At 60.9% G+C, this 16,703-nt stretch carries 19 protein-coding genes; 4 read left to right on the forward strand and 15 right to left on the reverse strand.

Annotated elements, in window-relative coordinates; all coding sequences use genetic code 11:
- Positions 1–143: 143 nt before the first annotated feature.
- The gene (locus KHO33_RS29230; protein ID WP_200567548.1) at positions 144–512 is read right to left on the reverse strand and encodes a hypothetical protein; all 369 of its coding nucleotides are present in this window, start codon (positions 510–512) and stop codon (positions 144–146) included.
- A 40-nt stretch (positions 513–552) separates the two neighbouring features.
- Between KHO33_RS29230 and KHO33_RS42650 the strand changes: the two genes are divergently transcribed.
- Genes KHO33_RS42650 through tnpC form a run of 3 tightly spaced genes read left to right on the forward strand, consistent with a single transcriptional unit; the run spans position 553 to position 2,918 of the window.
- A complete protein-coding gene (locus KHO33_RS42650; RefSeq protein WP_201108857.1) occupies positions 553–972 on the forward strand; it encodes a transposase in 420 nt (139 codons plus the stop codon).
- Entirely contained in the window at positions 969–1,313 is a 345-nt protein-coding gene (gene tnpB, locus KHO33_RS29240; protein ID WP_075358736.1) for an IS66 family insertion sequence element accessory protein TnpB, read from the forward strand. Before KHO33_RS42650 ends, tnpB begins: the two co-directional genes overlap by 4 nt.
- Before the next feature lie 30 nt (positions 1,314–1,343).
- Positions 1,344–2,918 carry an IS66 family transposase gene (gene tnpC, locus KHO33_RS29245; RefSeq protein ID WP_200567549.1) on the forward strand — a complete coding sequence of 525 codons (1,575 nt, stop codon included), beginning with the start codon at positions 1,344–1,346 and terminating at the stop codon, positions 2,916–2,918.
- Positions 2,919–3,184: 266 nt separating this feature from the next.
- Here the strand turns inward: tnpC and KHO33_RS29250 are convergent, their stop codons facing one another.
- The 14 genes from KHO33_RS29250 to imuA all read right to left on the reverse strand — a co-directional run bounded on the left by KHO33_RS29250 (position 3,185) and on the right by imuA (position 15,670).
- The gene (locus tag KHO33_RS29250) at positions 3,185–3,718 is read right to left on the reverse strand and encodes a hypothetical protein (RefSeq protein ID WP_200567550.1); all 534 of its coding nucleotides are present in this window, start codon (positions 3,716–3,718) and stop codon (positions 3,185–3,187) included.
- Positions 3,719–3,756: 38 nt separating this feature from the next.
- Positions 3,757–4,080: a hypothetical protein gene (locus KHO33_RS29255; protein ID WP_200567551.1), complete on the reverse strand. Its 324-nt coding sequence runs from the start codon at positions 4,078–4,080 to the stop codon at positions 3,757–3,759.
- Between the two features lie 63 nt (positions 4,081–4,143).
- Positions 4,144–4,509, reverse strand: a complete 366-nt coding sequence (locus tag KHO33_RS29260; protein ID WP_200567552.1) for a hypothetical protein — start codon at positions 4,507–4,509, stop codon at positions 4,144–4,146.
- 240 nt (positions 4,510–4,749) lie between these two features.
- Complete coding sequence (locus KHO33_RS29265; RefSeq protein ID WP_200567553.1) at positions 4,750–5,049, reverse strand: DUF7673 family protein; 300 nt, start codon at positions 5,047–5,049, stop codon at positions 4,750–4,752.
- 689 nt (positions 5,050–5,738) lie between these two features.
- Complete coding sequence (locus KHO33_RS29270; protein ID WP_200567554.1) at positions 5,739–6,221, reverse strand: hypothetical protein; 483 nt, start codon at positions 6,219–6,221, stop codon at positions 5,739–5,741.
- A gap of 18 nt (positions 6,222–6,239) precedes the next feature.
- Positions 6,240–6,521, reverse strand: coding sequence for a hypothetical protein (locus KHO33_RS29275; protein WP_200567555.1), 282 nt, complete (start codon positions 6,519–6,521; stop codon positions 6,240–6,242).
- Between the two features lie 17 nt (positions 6,522–6,538).
- On the reverse strand, positions 6,539–7,117 hold the full coding sequence (locus KHO33_RS29280; RefSeq protein WP_200567556.1) for a hypothetical protein: 579 nt from the start codon (positions 7,115–7,117) through the stop codon (positions 6,539–6,541).
- Positions 7,118–7,381: 264 nt separating this feature from the next.
- Positions 7,382–7,807, reverse strand: coding sequence for a hypothetical protein (locus KHO33_RS29285; RefSeq protein WP_200567557.1), 426 nt, complete (start codon positions 7,805–7,807; stop codon positions 7,382–7,384).
- Positions 7,808–8,429: 622 nt separating this feature from the next.
- Positions 8,430–8,771 (reverse strand): HVO_A0114 family putative DNA-binding protein, encoded by a 342-nt coding sequence (locus KHO33_RS29290; protein WP_171928089.1) that lies wholly within the window; start codon positions 8,769–8,771, stop codon positions 8,430–8,432.
- On the reverse strand, positions 8,768–9,052 hold the full coding sequence (locus KHO33_RS42235) for a toxin-antitoxin system TumE family protein (RefSeq protein ID WP_172178779.1): 285 nt from the start codon (positions 9,050–9,052) through the stop codon (positions 8,768–8,770). Before KHO33_RS42235 ends, KHO33_RS29290 begins: the two co-directional genes overlap by 4 nt.
- 355 nt (positions 9,053–9,407) lie before the next feature.
- Positions 9,408–10,367, reverse strand: a complete 960-nt coding sequence (locus KHO33_RS29295) for an SOS response-associated peptidase family protein (protein WP_200567558.1) — start codon at positions 10,365–10,367, stop codon at positions 9,408–9,410.
- A gap of 46 nt (positions 10,368–10,413) precedes the next feature.
- A complete protein-coding gene (locus KHO33_RS29300; RefSeq protein ID WP_200567559.1) occupies positions 10,414–13,557 on the reverse strand; it encodes an error-prone DNA polymerase in 3,144 nt (1,047 codons plus the stop codon).
- Between the two features lie 6 nt (positions 13,558–13,563).
- Positions 13,564–15,033, reverse strand: a complete 1,470-nt coding sequence (locus KHO33_RS29305) for a Y-family DNA polymerase (RefSeq protein WP_211629241.1) — start codon at positions 15,031–15,033, stop codon at positions 13,564–13,566.
- Positions 14,954–15,670 carry a translesion DNA synthesis-associated protein ImuA gene (gene imuA, locus KHO33_RS29310; RefSeq protein ID WP_211629242.1) on the reverse strand — a complete coding sequence of 239 codons (717 nt, stop codon included), beginning with the start codon at positions 15,668–15,670 and terminating at the stop codon, positions 14,954–14,956. The genes KHO33_RS29305 and imuA overlap by 80 nt, the downstream gene beginning before the upstream one ends.
- A gap of 454 nt (positions 15,671–16,124) precedes the next feature.
- Between imuA and KHO33_RS29315 the strand changes: the two genes are divergently transcribed.
- Complete coding sequence (locus KHO33_RS29315) at positions 16,125–16,634, forward strand: hypothetical protein (protein WP_211629243.1); 510 nt, start codon at positions 16,125–16,127, stop codon at positions 16,632–16,634.
- Positions 16,635–16,703: the final 69 nt, after the last annotated feature.

The raw sequence follows: 16,703 nt of genomic DNA on the forward strand, positions 1-16,703 counted from the left end.
GCTGACTTTGTGGGGAATGCTGTCATTAGGAATGCGAAACGTACGTCAAGCAAGGCGGCGGCCGATGGCGAGCCGGTCGTTGTCTTTTCCTAGTCTTCTTCGTTCGCTCGTTCTACGCGGCAGACATGCCGCCCCACTGTCCGTCACTCAATCCGGAAAAGCACACCGGGGGCGATATTCAAGCTCGCATAGTCCCTCAATTTGAGTTCGCCGGACAAGGATCGGCCAACGTTCTTGCGTTGCCGGTCGGACCACCAATCCGGCACTTCGAGTCCAGAAATCTCTCCGGGCCCGATATCGTCAAGGCGCTCCATGACGACGACCTTCCCCGAACGACTCCACGAATGGATACAGCCAAAGAACGACTTGTCTTTGACCTGGACGTAGACGACGACCTCGGTCCAGTTAGTTACGTAGCCAGGCACCTTGCATACCTTGAGTACCTTGTCATCATGCGACGGAATGGCGGTAAGCGGCTCGGTCCGACCGTTTCCCGATGCTGACTTTTCCAAAGCATGATGAGCGCGTTTAGATTAACGGAGCCAGTCAGCCATGTCGAACGCAGGGGGCGGAGCCCATCCCCGTCGCACGTACGCGCGAGAATTCAAGCAGCAGGTGATCAGAGAGACGTTGGAGCCCGGCATGTCGGTGTCGATTGTTGCGCGCCGGCACGACATCAACGCCAATGTGGTGTTCGGATGGCGCAAGCAATATCGTGAAGGCAAGCTGGTCGTCCCTGCACTCGACGTTGCGCCGAGCATGCCATGCACGGAACTGCTGAGCGTCGACGTGATCGACTCGGCGTTGGTACTTCGGGCGCCGGAGCCGACAGTGATGTCAGAAGCGATGAGCAGCGTACCGATGCCGACGCCCGTGTGCGAGATCGAGGTGGAGATCGGCAAGCGGCGCGTGAAGATTCGCGGCCTGTCTGCCGAGCGCACCGAAGCATTCCTGCAGGAATGTCTGAAGTGATCGCGCTGCCCGCAGGTACGCGTATCTGGCTAGCGGCCGGCGTGACGGACATGCGCTGCGGGTTCCAGGGGCTGGCCGCGAAGGTGCAGACAGCACTCGAAGAGAATCCGCTGGGCGGCCACCTGTTCATCTTCCGCGGGCGTCGCGGCGATCTCGTGAAGCTGCTTTGGGCGACTGATGACGGACTCTGGTTGCTCGCAAAACGATTGGAGCGAGGCCGTTTTATCTGGCCCCAGGCCGATGGCGGAAAGATCCATCTGACGAGCGCCCAGCTGTCGATGCTGCTCGAGGGCATCGACTGGCGGCAGCCGCGACGTACTGCTGCTCTGTCGATGTTGTAAACCGCATCGAAGGCTCGTAAACTGCGGGGCATGTCCAAACATGCGCCGCTTCCCACCACCGTCGCTGAGCTCCAGGCTCTGGTGCTCGAGCAACAGACGTCGATCACGAATATGGTGCGGGAGATTGCCGCACGCGACGACGAGATCGAACGACTGAAGGCGCAGATCGACAAGCTCAGGCGGATGTACTTCGGGAGCAAGTCCGAGAAACTGGCCCGGCAGATCGATAAGCTCGAAGCGCAGCTGGAAGACCTGACGGCCGGCCAAGGGGCGGCAGAGGCGCGAGGACAACGAGACAAAGCATCGAAGGGACCATCCAATCGAGAGCCCACGCGAGAACCACTGCCGCCGCACTTGCCGCGCGACGAGATCGAACTCACACCTGATTCGGCTTGCCCCATATGCGCGACTGTAATGCAGTGGCTCGGCGAGGATGTCTCCGAGCAACTCGCCCGCGTGGCGGCCGCGTTCAAAGTGACCCGCACGATCCGCCACAAGCTGTGTTGCCCTGATTGCGGCCACATCGAACAACCCGCGATGCCTAGCCTGCCGATCGAGCACAGCATCGCGCATCCGAGCTTGCTGGCCGATATTGCGGTGTCGAAGTTCGCTGATCATCAGCCGCTGTATCGCCAATCGGAGATTGCGGCACGCGACGGAGTGACGCTGGATCGCGGCAGCATGGGCCGCTGGCTCGGGCAGATTGCCCAGCTCTGTGTGCCGCTCGTTGAAGCGATCCAGCGCTACGCACTGGTTCCCGGAAAGGTACACGTTGACGACACGCCGGTCGCGGTGCTCGCGCCAGGCAACGGTAAGACGGTGACCGGCCGCTTCTGGGTCTACGTGCGCGACGATCGTCGCTCGGGTTCGGCTGAGCCTGCTGCGGTATGGTTCGACTTCTCCTCGGATCGCAAAGGCGTCCACCCTCAAACCCGGCTCGCCGCATTCCACGGCATCGTGCAGGCCGATGCTTACTCGGGGTTCGATCAACTGTACGCGAGCGGCGAGATCCACGAAGCGGCATGCTGGGATCACGCGAGGAGGTACATCTACGATGTTCACGCGCGCACGCCGACTGCGGATACCCAGCAGCTGCTCGAGATGATCGGCGAGCTCTACAGCATAGAAGCCGACATCCGCGGCAAGGAACCAGACGAGCGTCTGCGCGTGAGGCGGGAGAAGAGCAAGCCATTGCTCGTGAAGTTCGAAACGACGATCAGGGCAAAACTCACGACGCTGTCGACGAAGTCCGCGCTCGCCAAGGCGATCAACTACTCGCTGAACCACTGGGCAGCCCTCACGTTCTACTGTGAAGACGGTCGGGCCGAGATAAGCAATGTGCTTGCCGAAAACGTCTTGCGCTGTGTCGCGCTCGGACGCAAAAATTATCTGTTCGTCGGCTCCGACAGCGGGGGCGAGCGGGCCGCCGCGATGTATAGCTTGATCGGGACGTGCAAGCTCAACGGAATCAACCCGCGTGTCTACCTGGAATACGTCCTGACCCACATCGCTGATCACAAGATCTCTCGCATCGACGAATTGCTGCCTTGGAATGTGGCTGACAAACTGAAACCCCTCACCCCGCCCACACTCTCAACCGGGTAGATCTGGATAGATTTGGATGGATCGTGCCCACGATCGCCGATCGTGGACACGATCTCCCTTGATCTACACGGACTCCGACACGCCATCACCATCATGCCTCACTCGCGCGCGCGTGAGGACACGGCCCAGCCGAGCCGCTTACGAATGGCGTATGCGTCTCGAGTTGTGCCGGACCCGATAGGACCGCCGCATTGCGGCAGCACCGCCTCAAAATGTTCGTCAGGCGCGTTCGCCGAAGGAATCACGATCTGCATTGCTTTTCCTTGTCAACGCTGATCGGCGCGAAAGCCGTCGCGAACCCAGCGATAGAGTTTTGCTAGACCGATTGCCAAAATCCATCCCGCAACGACCGGGCAGATCACGAGCGAGACCGTTCGACCGAGGTCCAGCGAGCAACTGCTTACCGGTGATTGAGACGACGCTCCACAGATAACGAGTAGATTCCGGACTTCCCATCCCGGATGACCTGCCGCTTCCCATCCGGCATGCAAGTGATACAGGATCGCGAAGTCGTACGCTGCAAAAGCGCATGCTCCCAAAACCCAAAGGAGAGACAAGGAGAATCCAAGCCTAAGCCACCCAAGCGATACGCCGCGCGTCAACATGAAAGTCATCAAACGGCCGAGCGGATCAAACTGGTGGAGCATCGTCCCGACAACTTCCGCCCGAAGTGCGAGGTACTCTTTCGGCCATAAACGGTGGCATCGAACGGCGAAGTCATCGTCGCTACGAGTGGTCCTCTTGCCCGTCTTGACGCTCTGAAAAATGGCTCGCAAGCGAGCTTCGGATCCCTCGTCCATGATCTTTACCTTGTTGCGCGGCAATGCCGCTTTTCCGGTCAATCAGCAGACTTTTCAATCTGATGCTGGCTGTAGGTCCAGCCGTAATCGTATTGATCCCTCGGCAACTCGCTTACCTGCAACGCCTTATGCGCCGCAGTCAAGGACAAGCGAAGCCAGCCAGCTGCGTGCGCCGCACGAGCCAAAGCGAATTCTCTGCGCTCCCACGGCCCAAGGTCGGCATCTGTGTTCATCGCGGCAATCTCGCATCGCTCGATCAGCCCAGCAACGAGAGCGCGATGTTCGTCTTCGATTCTGCCGTCATGCGCGGCGAGTATGTCAAACGCATTCTGGATTGCATCGTAGAGTGCTTCGTGTTCCATCGCTTCTCCTTGCGCCGGCTGCACCGGCTCTTCCTATCTCTTTACAACCATCCGGCGACGGGTCTATTGAGTCGTAGTTGTCGTGACGCCATTGTCCGGGCGCATATGAACGTCGTTGGCATGCACGACGCATCTGAACGTGATCGACGCCCCGCCCAACCGAACGCCAGGAATATTGGAGGTGGTTGTTTGCGTCACCAGTTCGAACTCTTTATCCATCGAAGCGCAAAACTGATTGCCCTCAACCATCAACTTCCCGCTCACCGCGCTCACGTCCCCGAAGATTCCTGCCGTATTCGTCTTTGACGAATAGTACGTATCTCCGCCGATCTTCGTTGGAGGGGTGCTAGCACATCCGCCGATGAAAACAGCAGCAGAGAGCATCACAACTCTCGCAATCAGTCCCGCCCCGTTTCCCGTCTTCATCATTATGTTTTCCTTCGTAACTATCGGTGATTTTTTTCGCTGCTCCGACTGCAAGGTAAGCGCCCAGGATGCCTACTGCGAACATGATTTTGCTCGTCCAGTCCGACGGCTGGAGCAACCAACCGAGTGCGCCTACTACGACCAGAGTCGAGATCACCCAAAACCGCGCCGTTGGCTTCCGCTTCAAATATCCAAACATGTTTTCCTGCTTGACCAGTGCCCACTGGCGGGAGCGCTTTTCCGTCACTTCTTCGAGACCAACTCAGGACGCCACTCTCGAACCACGGCCTCAAACTGGGGTCCATAGCCGAGTGTGTCAGGGTACGTGTTGCAACGTACCGCGAGCCCGAATACCGTCACCACGTCCTTTGCGATTTCCTCGTCAAGACCCCACGCGGTCGTAATATCAAACCCACCGCAGTTCGCCGCGTTCCACCACGCCAGGAGAAAGTCCGCGACACGACGACTCTGGCCCGTGTCACGCTGGGCGTGCCCAAGGAGCCGCTCCAATGCTGCGCGCTCCACTTCCGTCATTTTTTTCACATCAACTCCATTTCCGTAATCTCGCCGCGCTACTTTTGGTCAATCTCAACCCGCTGATTGGGTTCCGCTTTGAACTCAGGGCGCTTTAGCATCGGGTCCCCGGCCTTGAGGCAATAAAACTCAATTTCTGCTTCTCCACAGCCACCATGCAGAGCGCATTCACTCGATTGCTCATGTTGGAGAAGTATCTCTCTGCCTTGTGACGAGCAATATGCGTTTGCCTCCTGCAATGCCTGTCCCTTCGCAGAAGCAGGGCCGCCCAATGGCACGCGCGTGGAAATCGTGTAGGTATCCGGTCCGATCTTGATCGGGCCAGTGTCGGTGCATCCAGTCAGCACCCACGCTAGGCTGCACAATATAAGAGCTTTTGCGAGCACGTTTGTTTTCCTTGGCTCAAATCTTGATGCTAAGCGGCGAGCCTTTTGGGCCAGACGCTCGATGCGCGCTTTGATAATCGCCGTACACTCCTTCAAAACGATGGACGTCCATCGTCCTGTCATCTGGCTCCCGGCCGAGCATCAGGTTGAGCCCGATGAACACCAGCTTACTGGTCCCCGCCCATTGCGTCATCAATAGCAACGAATACTTTCATGATTTGTTCCCGTTTTCCTGTCTCTTATGCCGACTGATGGTCACATTCGGAAACGGGTCCGCGAATCACACTGCGGCAACCCGATAGCTCGCCTTTTTTATGGCTTCCCTTTGTAGGTTAAATGCGACAACGCATCTTCGAATTCTGCTGCCAGCGTCTGCGATTTTTGCGTGAACGCTTCCATCTCACCGAGCGACTTGACCTGCGAAGGGTCTGTGACCTTCTCGATCTCATGCACGAACTCACGCGCATCGAAGTCGATCCATGTGTGAAAGGGATTGTGCGCAAACAGGTTGCGTTCTTCCGCTAGGTCGCTGATCGCTTTTACGCACTTGTAGGCAAGCTGCTTCATCGACTCAGAACCATCCGCGCGCGCGATCAATTGCTTGATGACTCGGATACGGACAGGGATCGACTGATCGGCCATCAACACGTCAAGCGTGTCGCTGGACAGCTTCTTCATGTAGCGATAGGTGGCCCGCTCAACGAGAGCGAACGCCCAAATCGCTTCGCCAAGTTTCTGCGCAAGCTCACGGTTCTGCGCCATCCAACCATCGTAGCGAACGCTCTCGTCATCCATCTCGTCTTTTCCGATTCGTTAGTTGGCAGACGCTGCGCGCCCAGCCAACTCGGCTAGCTTCTCGATGACCTTCGCCCGCGGCTGGCCAAGAACGACCGTTCCAGCGCAATCGGCGCGGCCACCTGAAAGCCTCATGATGTATGAATCACGGCGCGAGAACAGCGCCAAAGGGTCACGCTCGATGGTCGCCGACGAGCCATCAACGAAAGTCACGATAATTCGCTCACCCTCACTGTCAGGCGTCACGTCGCGCACCCCTGGCATAGCAGTCAGGTCGGTGCCAACCTCAATCATGCGCATATCTGCTTTTTCCGTCGTCAGGGGTTACGCCCCACCGCGTAAGCGGCCCGTCCTTCATCGCGACATGCGTTGTAGTAATCCGACAAGTCATCCGGAAGATTCGCCAAGTGTGCCGTCGCGAATATCTCCGCCGGTGAACTCAATCGAACATCCGCATACAGAAAGAATACGCTCTCCAATGCAGTCCCCAGTGACGGAATCCGCATCACATTCTGTTCGTCCAGATGGGCAACGAACTTGTCACGGTACACCCGCATTTCATCCAGATACCGCTTCCATTCGTTAAGACTGAGTCCCGTGGTCCCCAGCAGCTCTCCGAGGAACCGCTTCTGATCGTCCTCGCTACGAATGAAACGCTTCCAGTGGTGCCGCGCCTTGTGATCTGCAAAGAGCTTGCACCATTCGAGCACTGCGATATCGAGCATATTGGAGTTGACCGTAGCACCGAACTGCGTCGGCTCCTTCAGGCCGCCGGCCCCGTTCTCGTTCGCGAACCCAACACGGTAATATGCGATGTTGCGAGCGCAGTGGCAACACAGCAAACACAACTTCCGTACAAACTGAGGATCTAGTGGTGTCGGCGGCATGAGATTCACTCTATTCCCTGTCAAACGATCTTGATCGTACCTCGCTCCACCAGTCTGTCGAAGTCGGCCTCTGTGAAACCAGCGTTCGGTGAAGTCGGAGATATAGAAGCCGTCATCAATTCGCAGGCGGTCGCGGAGCTTCTTCTGTTCATCACGGTCTCCCCTACGTTCCGCAGGAGTTTACGGACGCGCTCTGCTTCGGCTGGCGAAAAAATGCTCTTTCCCTTGCCGGCTCCAGTCGTGCTTTTCCTCGGTATGCTAGGCCGCCGCTGATTACTCTGCGCCTGGCGCTTCCTTGACCAGTTCGTTGTAGCCCTCGGCGGGGTCATCGCCGATCACATCCTCAAATTCGAGCGATTCGGGGAAGACGTCGAGCGCCGCCTCGGTTAATTCCTCGGCCAACGCGCTGATCGAATCGATCCATTCCTTCGTCGCGATTCCCTTGTCGCCGTTCTGCCAGTTCGCCGACCTATCATCGAATTCATCTTCAAGCTCACGATGCACGTCATCGAGCATGCCCCGCGCCGCATCGACCTTTTCGTTATACGCGTCCACGTCTAGTTCCAGCTTCGCACGTGCAGCCGCAACCGCCTCATTGAACACACGCACAGACTCTTCCAACGTGCTCCGCTGCGCCGTCAGTTCGCCGAACGCTGCATCGATGCGCTTCTGATCGGCGGCTTTGATCTTAAATGCCATGCTTGTCCTCTTTCGTGATACCCGAGTCCTGCTGCTGGGCCGCGTCATTTAACTCACGATCGCCAAGGCTTTTCCATGCTCCAGATTCACGCTCTACTGCTTCTGCCAGCCCATGCGCCCATGAACTGCTGCGCAATCGTCAATCTCATGTTGAGCGATGATTGGAAAAATTCCCGGCGTCGTTGCATTGCATTGAGCCACTTTGACCCGTCTTGGGGGCACGAAAAACCGCCGGTGATGCACATCCGGCAAGCATCACCGCGACAACGATGATCGATCGATTCATGTTTTCCCTGTCCATGATAAGTTTTGCGCTGCTACGACGATTCTGCCTGGCGTTTTCTTGCGTTAGGCGCGCGGGGATCGCGTCACTCCTGAGTCGCGGTATAGCAACTCGGTGCCGTTTTTGCTGGAGGGGTGCCTTGCCAACAACGCTTCATTTCGCCTGTGTTCGTATCTAATCTCCACGCATTGCCGCCGCTATCCACAGCCAGCTGGTAGTGGCCTGCTGCCGTGGGCGAAGTATCACGCGATGCTTGGCCGCAGCCAAGGAGGATCAGGGATAGCGCAATCGGGATGAGTTTCATATGGCCTTTCCGTTGTCTGATCAACTGTTAGACCTTCATGCTGCCTTGAGCATGAAATCGACGTGCACGGCGTCATATGGAAACTCAATCGCGCCGTCCGCGTTGCGCTCCAGAACACCAACGCTCAGCAACGCATGCACGTCCCGGTGTACGGCTTTGACATCCCGATCAACGCGTCGCGAGATTTCCCTGATGGAAAGCGGTCCTGCTCCGGTAATCGCTTGAATGATGTTCCAGCGCAATTGCGTGAGTGTTTGAAACAGCAGTTCCGGTGAATCGAAGGTTATGAACGCTCCTTGTGCCTTGCCATTCATGGCGGCAAGGAAACGCTTCGTGACAGCATCGCGAGAAGCAACGCCAAGAGTGACTGTTTTCACTGCGACCTCCAGCTATCTATGTCTGCCCAAAAATCAGCGATTAGCTGCTCGGGCGATGAAAACTCATAGGGCGTTTCAGACTTTCCGACGTGCCGGTGATCACCCTTGCCTTGTTCGTTGTCGTATCGCAAGACACAAAGTCCGCTCACGACAAACGCGAGACTGTACTTGAAAGAATGCGTGCTTCCGCGTACCGGTGCAGGCACCTTCCAAACCAGCAATTCAGCAAACGCTTCCCGGTCTACGGTGTGACGCTCTTTGAGCAAAAGAGTTGCTTTCATGTTGGACAGTATGACAACACTCTTTTGTGTTGTCAATCGATCCAACACAGAGGTGTGCCCCTGCGCATTGGCAACACGCCGGCCTGCGGCGCGATGGATGTGCGGACTGTCAGCCCAGCCTATTAATCAGCCCGCGAGAAGCCCAAGAAAGTTGCGTTAATGCAAATCCATTTCTATCGCCGGATAGGCTTGCGCCGGTTTTGCGACCCCACGCGCCGCTGGCCTCCACGAGTTGGACACTCACAACAGGCCGATCTCCGAGTGCGAAAGCTCTTTGCGTACCGAAGAGGACGGCAGCAATGCCTACCGTCCCCGGGCTGCGGGCGTACCGATCCTTTCAACGATTCGTCCCGGTTCAGGCCGCCATTCGATGCTCGTAGTACGGTCGCTCCCGATCATCGAGAATCGCGTACTGTGCCGCAAGATTGCGTGGATCGGGATTGAGCCACGCGTCGATATGCTCCGGCTTGATGGGAATGATGCAGCGATCGTGGCCGGCGGCGGCAACCTCAGGGGGCGGCTCATCAGTGATGGCCGCGAAGGAGAGTAGATCAGGCTCGCCAGGGCTTTGCCAGTGCGACCACAGGCAGGCGACGAGCATGTCCTGAGCGGGCTGCGGCTTGAACTCCAGGATCACGTTTTCCTCCAGTTCGCCTTCAGCGAGATCGCGCCCTTCAAGGCGATGTCGTTTCACGTTTTCATAGAACGTATTCGCGATGATAAGTCCGTGCGAATACCCAAAAACGCCCTTCCAGAAGCCTTCGAGGTTGTCAAGCCTGGCATTGTAGAGTCCGGGATATTTCTTGTCGTAGAACGCAGGCTTGCCAGCCGGGCGACAGTGATATCGCATCGGCTTGATGACGCGCTTGCCGTCTTCCATGACCATCACCGGAGCATAGTTACCGGGGAAAATTCGCGAATCGCGGTCCTTCAGGTCGGTGCGCCGGAGATCGTCGAGCCCGCGCAGCGCCGACTCGATCTTGCTGGTTGCGATCCGTTTGCTTTCGGAGGCCGCCTTCGTCGTCTTGCTTTGCAGGGCGCGTTCCGCGTCGGCGAGCCGCGCGCGCTGTTTGAACAGTTCCTGCTCCAGCCTGGTTGCCTGCTCGCCGTTGAACCGGTCGATCGCTTCCCTGATCCGGCGTTCGTCGTCCGTCGCGGGAACCGAGAACGCGGCGTCCATCGCCTTCGGAATCTTGATGTTGCTGCCCTCGGCGCGTTCCCAGTACAGCTGTGCGAACTCCCGGATGCTCATGTGCGCGCCAAACATCCTGACGTACTTGCGGTAGTCCGCCTGGATCTGGGCTGAATAGCACATGGTGGCTCTCCTTGAAGGAAGGTGCGCCAATATGGTACGCCGGTTCCTAGTGGAAATTTCGCGTGGACGTGACGAGAGAGCCGAGCAGCGGGGACACGTCGACCAGTCGGTGCGCGACGAGGTGGCGCACTTCACCCTCCCGCTGCCATACACCGTACACGGCAAGTAGTGACGAGCCGAGCGCTTCGCGCCGCTGCTTTTCGAGCAGGGACGGCCAGATGATGACGTTGACCTGCCCGGTCTCATCCTCCAGCGTGACAAACATCACACCCTTGGCCGTGCCCGGCCGCTGCCGGACCGTCACGATGCCGCAGGCACGTGCGAGCTGCCCGTTCCGGAATCCGGCCAGCGTCGACGCCGGCAGCAGGCGCTGGGCAAGCAGGCGAGGGCGCAGCAGTTCCAGCGGGTGCCGGCCGAGTGTCAGACCGAGGGTCCGGTAATCGCTCACGATCTGCTGGCCTTCGGTCATCGGCGCGAGGACCGGCGTCGCGTCGTCATCAGTCGCGCCGCGCAGCAGATCCCGGTCCGGTACCGCAGCCACCGCGTGCCACAGAGCTGCGCGCCGGTCGCCGGCGAGCGAGCGTAACGCGTCGGCCGCAGCGAGCGCCTGCAGGTCCTTGCGATCGAGTTGCGCGCGTCGTGCCAGATCGGAGACATCGTCAAAGGGCCGAACAGCCCGCGCGAGCTCGATGCGCGCGGCGGCTTCTCCTTTCAGGCCGCGTACCAGCGACATGCCAAGGCGGACCGGCGCGCGAGTCGATCTGCCCTCGACTGCCGAGTCCCAGTCGCTGAGCGTCACGTCGACGGGCAGCACCTTTACGCCGTGGCGCCTTGCATCCTGGACGAGCTGCGAGGGCGAATAGAATCCCATCGGCTGGCTGTTGAGCATGGCGACGAGGAACGCGACCGGCTCATGACACTTCAGCCATGCACTCGCATAGACCAGCAGCGCGAAGCTCGCCGCGTGACTCTCCGGAAAGCCATATTCGCCGAAGCCCTGGATCTGCGCAAAGATCGCTTCGGCAAACTCGCGGTCGTAGCCGCGCTCGAGCATCCCGTTCACGATGCGGTCGTAGTAGGCTTCGAGTCCGCCCTTGCGGCGCCATGCGGCCATCGCGCGACGCAGCTGGTCGGCCTCGCCGGCGGTGAAGCCTGCCGCGAGCATCGCGACCTGCATCACCTGCTCCTGGAAGATCGGCACGCCGAGCGTGCGCGAGAGCGCCTGCTCCATCTGCGGGCTCGGATAGGTGACGGGCTCCAGCCCCTGCCGCCGGCGCAGGTAGGGATGCACCATGCCGCCCTGCACCGGGCCCGGGCGTACGATCGCCACCTCGATTACGAGATCGTAAAAGCAGCGCGGCAGCAGGCGCGGCAGCATGCTCATCTGCGCGCGCGATTCGATCTGGAACACGCCGACCGTATCTGCGCGACAGATCATCGTGTAGGTGCCGGGATCTTCGGCCGGAATGTCCTGCAGTTCGAACGGCTCGCCACTCTTGTCCGAAATGATGTCGAGCGCGCGGCGGATCGCTGACAGCATGCCGAGTGCGAGCACGTCGATCTTGAGCAGGCCGAGCGCCTCGATATCGTCCTTGTCCCACTGGATGATCGAGCGGTCGGCCATCGCGGCGTTCTCGATCGGCACCAGCCTCGACAGCTTGCCGCGGCTGATCACGAAGCCACCGCTGTGCTGCGACAGATGTCGTGGAAAGCCCACCAGCAGAGCTGCAAAATTTGCCCACTGCACGATCAGCGGCGACGCGGGATCGAGCCCGGTTTCGGCGAAACGGTTCAGCAGATCGCCGCTCGAATCGAACCACTGATGAGCCTTCGCGACGCGATCAACGATGGCCGGATCCACGCCGAGTGCCTTGCCCGATTCGCGCAGCGCGCTGCGTGGGCGGTATGTTGTCACCGCAGCCGTCAGCGCGGCGCGATCGCGCCCGTACTTGCGATAGATGTACTGCACGACTTCCTCGCGGCGCTGGTGCTCGAAGTCCACATCGATGTCAGGCGGCTCACCGCGCTCCTTGCTGATGAACCGCTCGAACAGCATCGACGAGCGCGCGGGATCCACCTCGGTCACGCCAAGCGCAAAGCAGACGGCCGAGTTGGCCGCCGAGCCGCGGCCCTGACACAGGATGCCTTCGCTGCGCGCGAACCGGACGATGTCGTAGACCGTCAGAAAGTACGGCTCGTAGCGCAGATCCCCGATCAGCGCGAGCTCGTGTTCGATCTGCTGCTGTACCGGATGCGGGATGCCGGCTGGCCAGCGGCGATGTGCGCCGATGTAGGTCTCCTGTCTCAGGTAGCTGGTCGGCGTATGGCCGGCCGGCACCAGCTCGTCGGGATACTCATAGCGCAGCTCGTCGAGTGAAAACGTACACAGGCGCGCGATCCGCAGCGTCTCCTCGAGTGTGCGCTGCGGATAGAGGTTCGCGAGCCGCAGGCGCGATCGCAGATGCTGCTCGGCGTTGGGCGCGAGATCATAACCGCATTCCCCGACGGGCCTTCCGATCCGGATCGCCGTGAGGACATCCTGCAGCGGTTTGCGCGAACGCACGTGCATGACGGGCGCACCCGTGGCGACGACCGGAATGCCGTGGCGTGCCGCGACGTGTTCGATGGTGCCGCAGTGGATGTCGTCCATCGCGCGCGCGTGCAGTGTGAGGGCAACCCATGCGCGATCGCCGAAGGTCCGGACGAACCACTCCACCTGCGTATCCAGTCTGTTTTCATCGGCGGGGTAGTCCGGTGACAGGATCGCGACGCAGTCCGGCAGTCCCCGCAGGTGTCCAAAGGGCTTCTCCGGGTGCGCGAGATCCGGGGGAGCAATCCGATAGCTGCCCTTGTGGGCGCGCATGCGGCCGAGCGATATCAGCTCGGACAGGTTGCCATAGCCTTCGCGCGTCATCGCCAGTGCGGTGAATGACAGCGCTGGCGAGCCGTCGGCGTTGGTCAGGTGGAAGTGCGACCCGACGATGAACGGCAGCCCGGCCTTCTTCGCCTCGACGTGCGCGCGCACGACGCCGGCCAGCGAACATTCGTCCGTGACAGCCAGTGCGGCATAGCCCAGCTGCGCGGCACGGGCAGCGAGATCCTCGGCGTGCGATGCGCCGTGCAGAAAGGAAAAGTTGGACGCGCACTGAAGCTCCGCATAGTCGGGCAGTGCGCCGTAGGTCGGCGCCATGGGCGATCACCCGAACAGGCCGTGCAGGAACCAGCGCGGCTCGCGTTCCTCGACGGCGCTTACGCGCTCCCGGAAGACCCAGTAGTGCAGCGCGTCTTCGGACTCCGCGACAAAATAGTCTCGCGTCACCGGGTGCCCATCCTGCCAGCCGACCTCGATCCGTTCGCCTGGCGAGACCATGCGCAGGGGCGTACCGTAGAACGGGCGGTGGCCGCGCATGATGAGCTGCACCGGGTTGTCCAGAAGCCAGGTGGGTCGCGGAAGATTGGGCGGCGGTAACATGGGCCTGGCGGTCTCGCCGATGGGAAGCCAGCGTGCGGCGACTTCCGGGCGGTGGTCGGCAACCGGAGCCGCCTTGAGCACGTTCTGCGCGCCGAGCCGGGCGACGAGCAGCTCCATCAGGCGCGCGTGATCCTGCGGCGAGCCGCCGGGCTCCGGGAACAGCGATTCGCTCGGCGTGTCCGCTTCGCGGACGTCCTTCGCGTCGAGACGAACGGCGATGACCGGCGCGGCCAGTTCGACGCGGCCCAGCCGTTCTTTCAGAAGACGCACGAGGTGGTCCTCGCGCGACGTCGGTTCCGCGAGGGCAACTTCGATTGCCGTCGGCGGCACCGCCGCGCGGCCGCGCTCATGCTCGAGCTCAAGCACAAACCGCGCGATCGCCAGCTGTCGTGCCGACAGCCAGCCGGTCATCTGAAGGATCAGGCGCCGCGCTGCGAACAGCACGGCCTCTGCGTGCTCGATCCGGTCGGGCAGCTCGAGCCGCGCACTGAAGGCGGGAGGCACCTCGAGCCATTCATACACTTCCGGTGCCGCGCCCGTCGCGCGATCGAGCGCATCCAGCAGCGCCGTGCCGCAGCGTTTCTTGAGGCCTGCGCGGGGCAGGCGCCGGACGTCGTCCACCGTTTCGCATCCCAGCCCGTCGAACCATTCGGCGTAGGGGCGCGCAGGCGGCAGGGCAGGTAACGGCACGCGACGCAGTGCGCGGTCGACGGATTGCAACGTGAGGGCAATACCACCCGAGGACCGGGCGAAAAGCCACGCGGCCTGTCCTGTTGGCGCAACAGCAAGCGTTGCCGTTACGCCGAACGCGATCACCGTTTCGCGCGCGAGTCGACGCAGCGGGCGAATACCGCCAAAGAGCCGCAGGCTCGCCGAGACGTCGGCAAGTACGACGGCTTCTTCGGCCAGCACCACGTGGGGGGTGAAATGCAGCAGGGCGAACGCCACGCCGCGAACCAGCTCCGCTTCACGGGTGAGGTCACGCTCCCGGATGACCGCGTCGGGTGCGAGCGTCAGCACGCCACCGCGACGCATGCCGGCCACGATCCCGGTGGAATGCGCCGCGCGGTCGAGCGCGACAACGCGGTCCTTCTCCAGCACGACAAACCCGGCCTCATGGCGTGGCGTCGACCAGCGCGGGAGAAACGACTCGAGGGCGAGGTGCGGCAGATGTACGCCGATCCAGAGTTGCATATCGGCTCAACAGGGCAGGTGAAGGCGTGAGAGGAACGAAAACGGGTTCGTCGCGCTGCGGTCCGCGGCGCTTGACGAAGGTCACTTCAATACCGCCCCTGGCCGCTCGCAGCGCAAGCCGCAGCGGTGCTGGCGACGTTACGTGGGCGGCCGCGAGTGGGCGAAACAGGAACAGCAGCGTGTCCGAGGCCTGCGCGGCCAGATGCAGGCGCCGGAGCGCCTCCTGCCGCACTTCGGCCTGCCAGAAGAGCAGGGCGCCGCAGGTGCCGGCACGCAGGATCTGCTCGGCGGCCCACAGCGCATCAGCCGTGCGTGGTGCGCGTAGCACGCAGGCCCGTCCTGCGGGAACGCCCAGCCACGCCAGTCCGGCGGGTTGTAGCCGATGCGGCGGCTGCAGCAGGAGCAAGGGGCGGGATCCGACGGTCGCCAGTGCGGGCTGCAGCAGACGCAGTTCACCGCAGCCAGGCTGCGGTGTGAGCAGTTCGGTGAGCGCGCCCGCAGGCCAGCCGCCGCCCGGCAGCTCGGCGGCCAGCGCGGCGTGGCCGCACGACACCACCCGATCGAAGCCAGCGGCCAGTTGCGAAGCTCGCCAGAGGCCAGGGTGGATATCTTCGGGGTGACGCGGCAGGGCGCTCATGGGGCAATGGCACTGTATGGATATACAGTATCTAGTGTAGCGCTTATCCCGGGGAAATGTAAAAGGAGGTCTGGAGACTACGACCGGGCGGTTCCTGGCGAGCCGTTCCAGACGGACGCAAGACCACCTTTCACAACCGGCTCGGCCACTACGGCCGCCAGATACAGAGATGCCAGCCCCCGCCGCTGCAGGCACCGGTTTTCCGCCCGGGACGGGCGGGCACAGTGGTGTTGGGAGAATCAGACGGTTAGTTGCATTCGATAATTTCAGGAATGAGCCGCCGGATTTGGAAGACCAGGCGGCCGGCGCGGTGCTTCCCAGGCGCACGTCAGGGGGAGCAGACAGCGGACGCGTGACTGTTACGGGGAGCTTTCCGCTCGAAGACATTTGGACCGTCAATTTTCGCGAGGCCGGGCCGTTAACTGCCTCAAGTACTCGCGAGGATTTTGTTTGCATGACTATCGTTTTCCGCAGACTCGAAGCCATCTTTCTGGATTCGACAGCTCGATTCATTTCTGTCGATCCACGAATGAGCAATCAGGATCGGCTATTTCTCAGCGGGCACGGCCTGGACACGATCCGCGAGATCGCCCAACAATTCCCGCGCGACGGGCAGCTGGGTGTCCGCATGGCGGAACTGCAACGGAGCAGGGAGTTCGCCCGTGCCCTGATGGACTTTGTCGATCCGGAGATGTCGTTTGGAGACTTCATTCGCGGTGTGAATCAAGCCTTCGCATCGTGGCATTCGGAGCTTGACAGGACGCAGCCGTGCCGCGCTGAGCTCGCTGCTGCGATGCGCCGGGAGCTTTTTGCCGGCAACGATGCGGGATGGAGGGCGTACGCGGCACACATGCGCACGCATCTGTCGTGGTTCGCCGGTGACGAGGCGCTACGCATTCCGGATAAAACACGTAAGACGAGCGGGAAAGTTGTCAGCGATGCTGTTGCCGGGCGCAAACACTGACGATCAGAGCGGGCGAGCACTAGCCAGGATCCGGAAGATCGATGTCGTTTGCCGACGGCAGTTGAAGCT

Source organism: Paraburkholderia nemoris (genome assembly GCF_905221015.1).
Classification (GTDB): Bacteria; Pseudomonadota; Gammaproteobacteria; order Burkholderiales; family Burkholderiaceae; genus Paraburkholderia; species Paraburkholderia nemoris.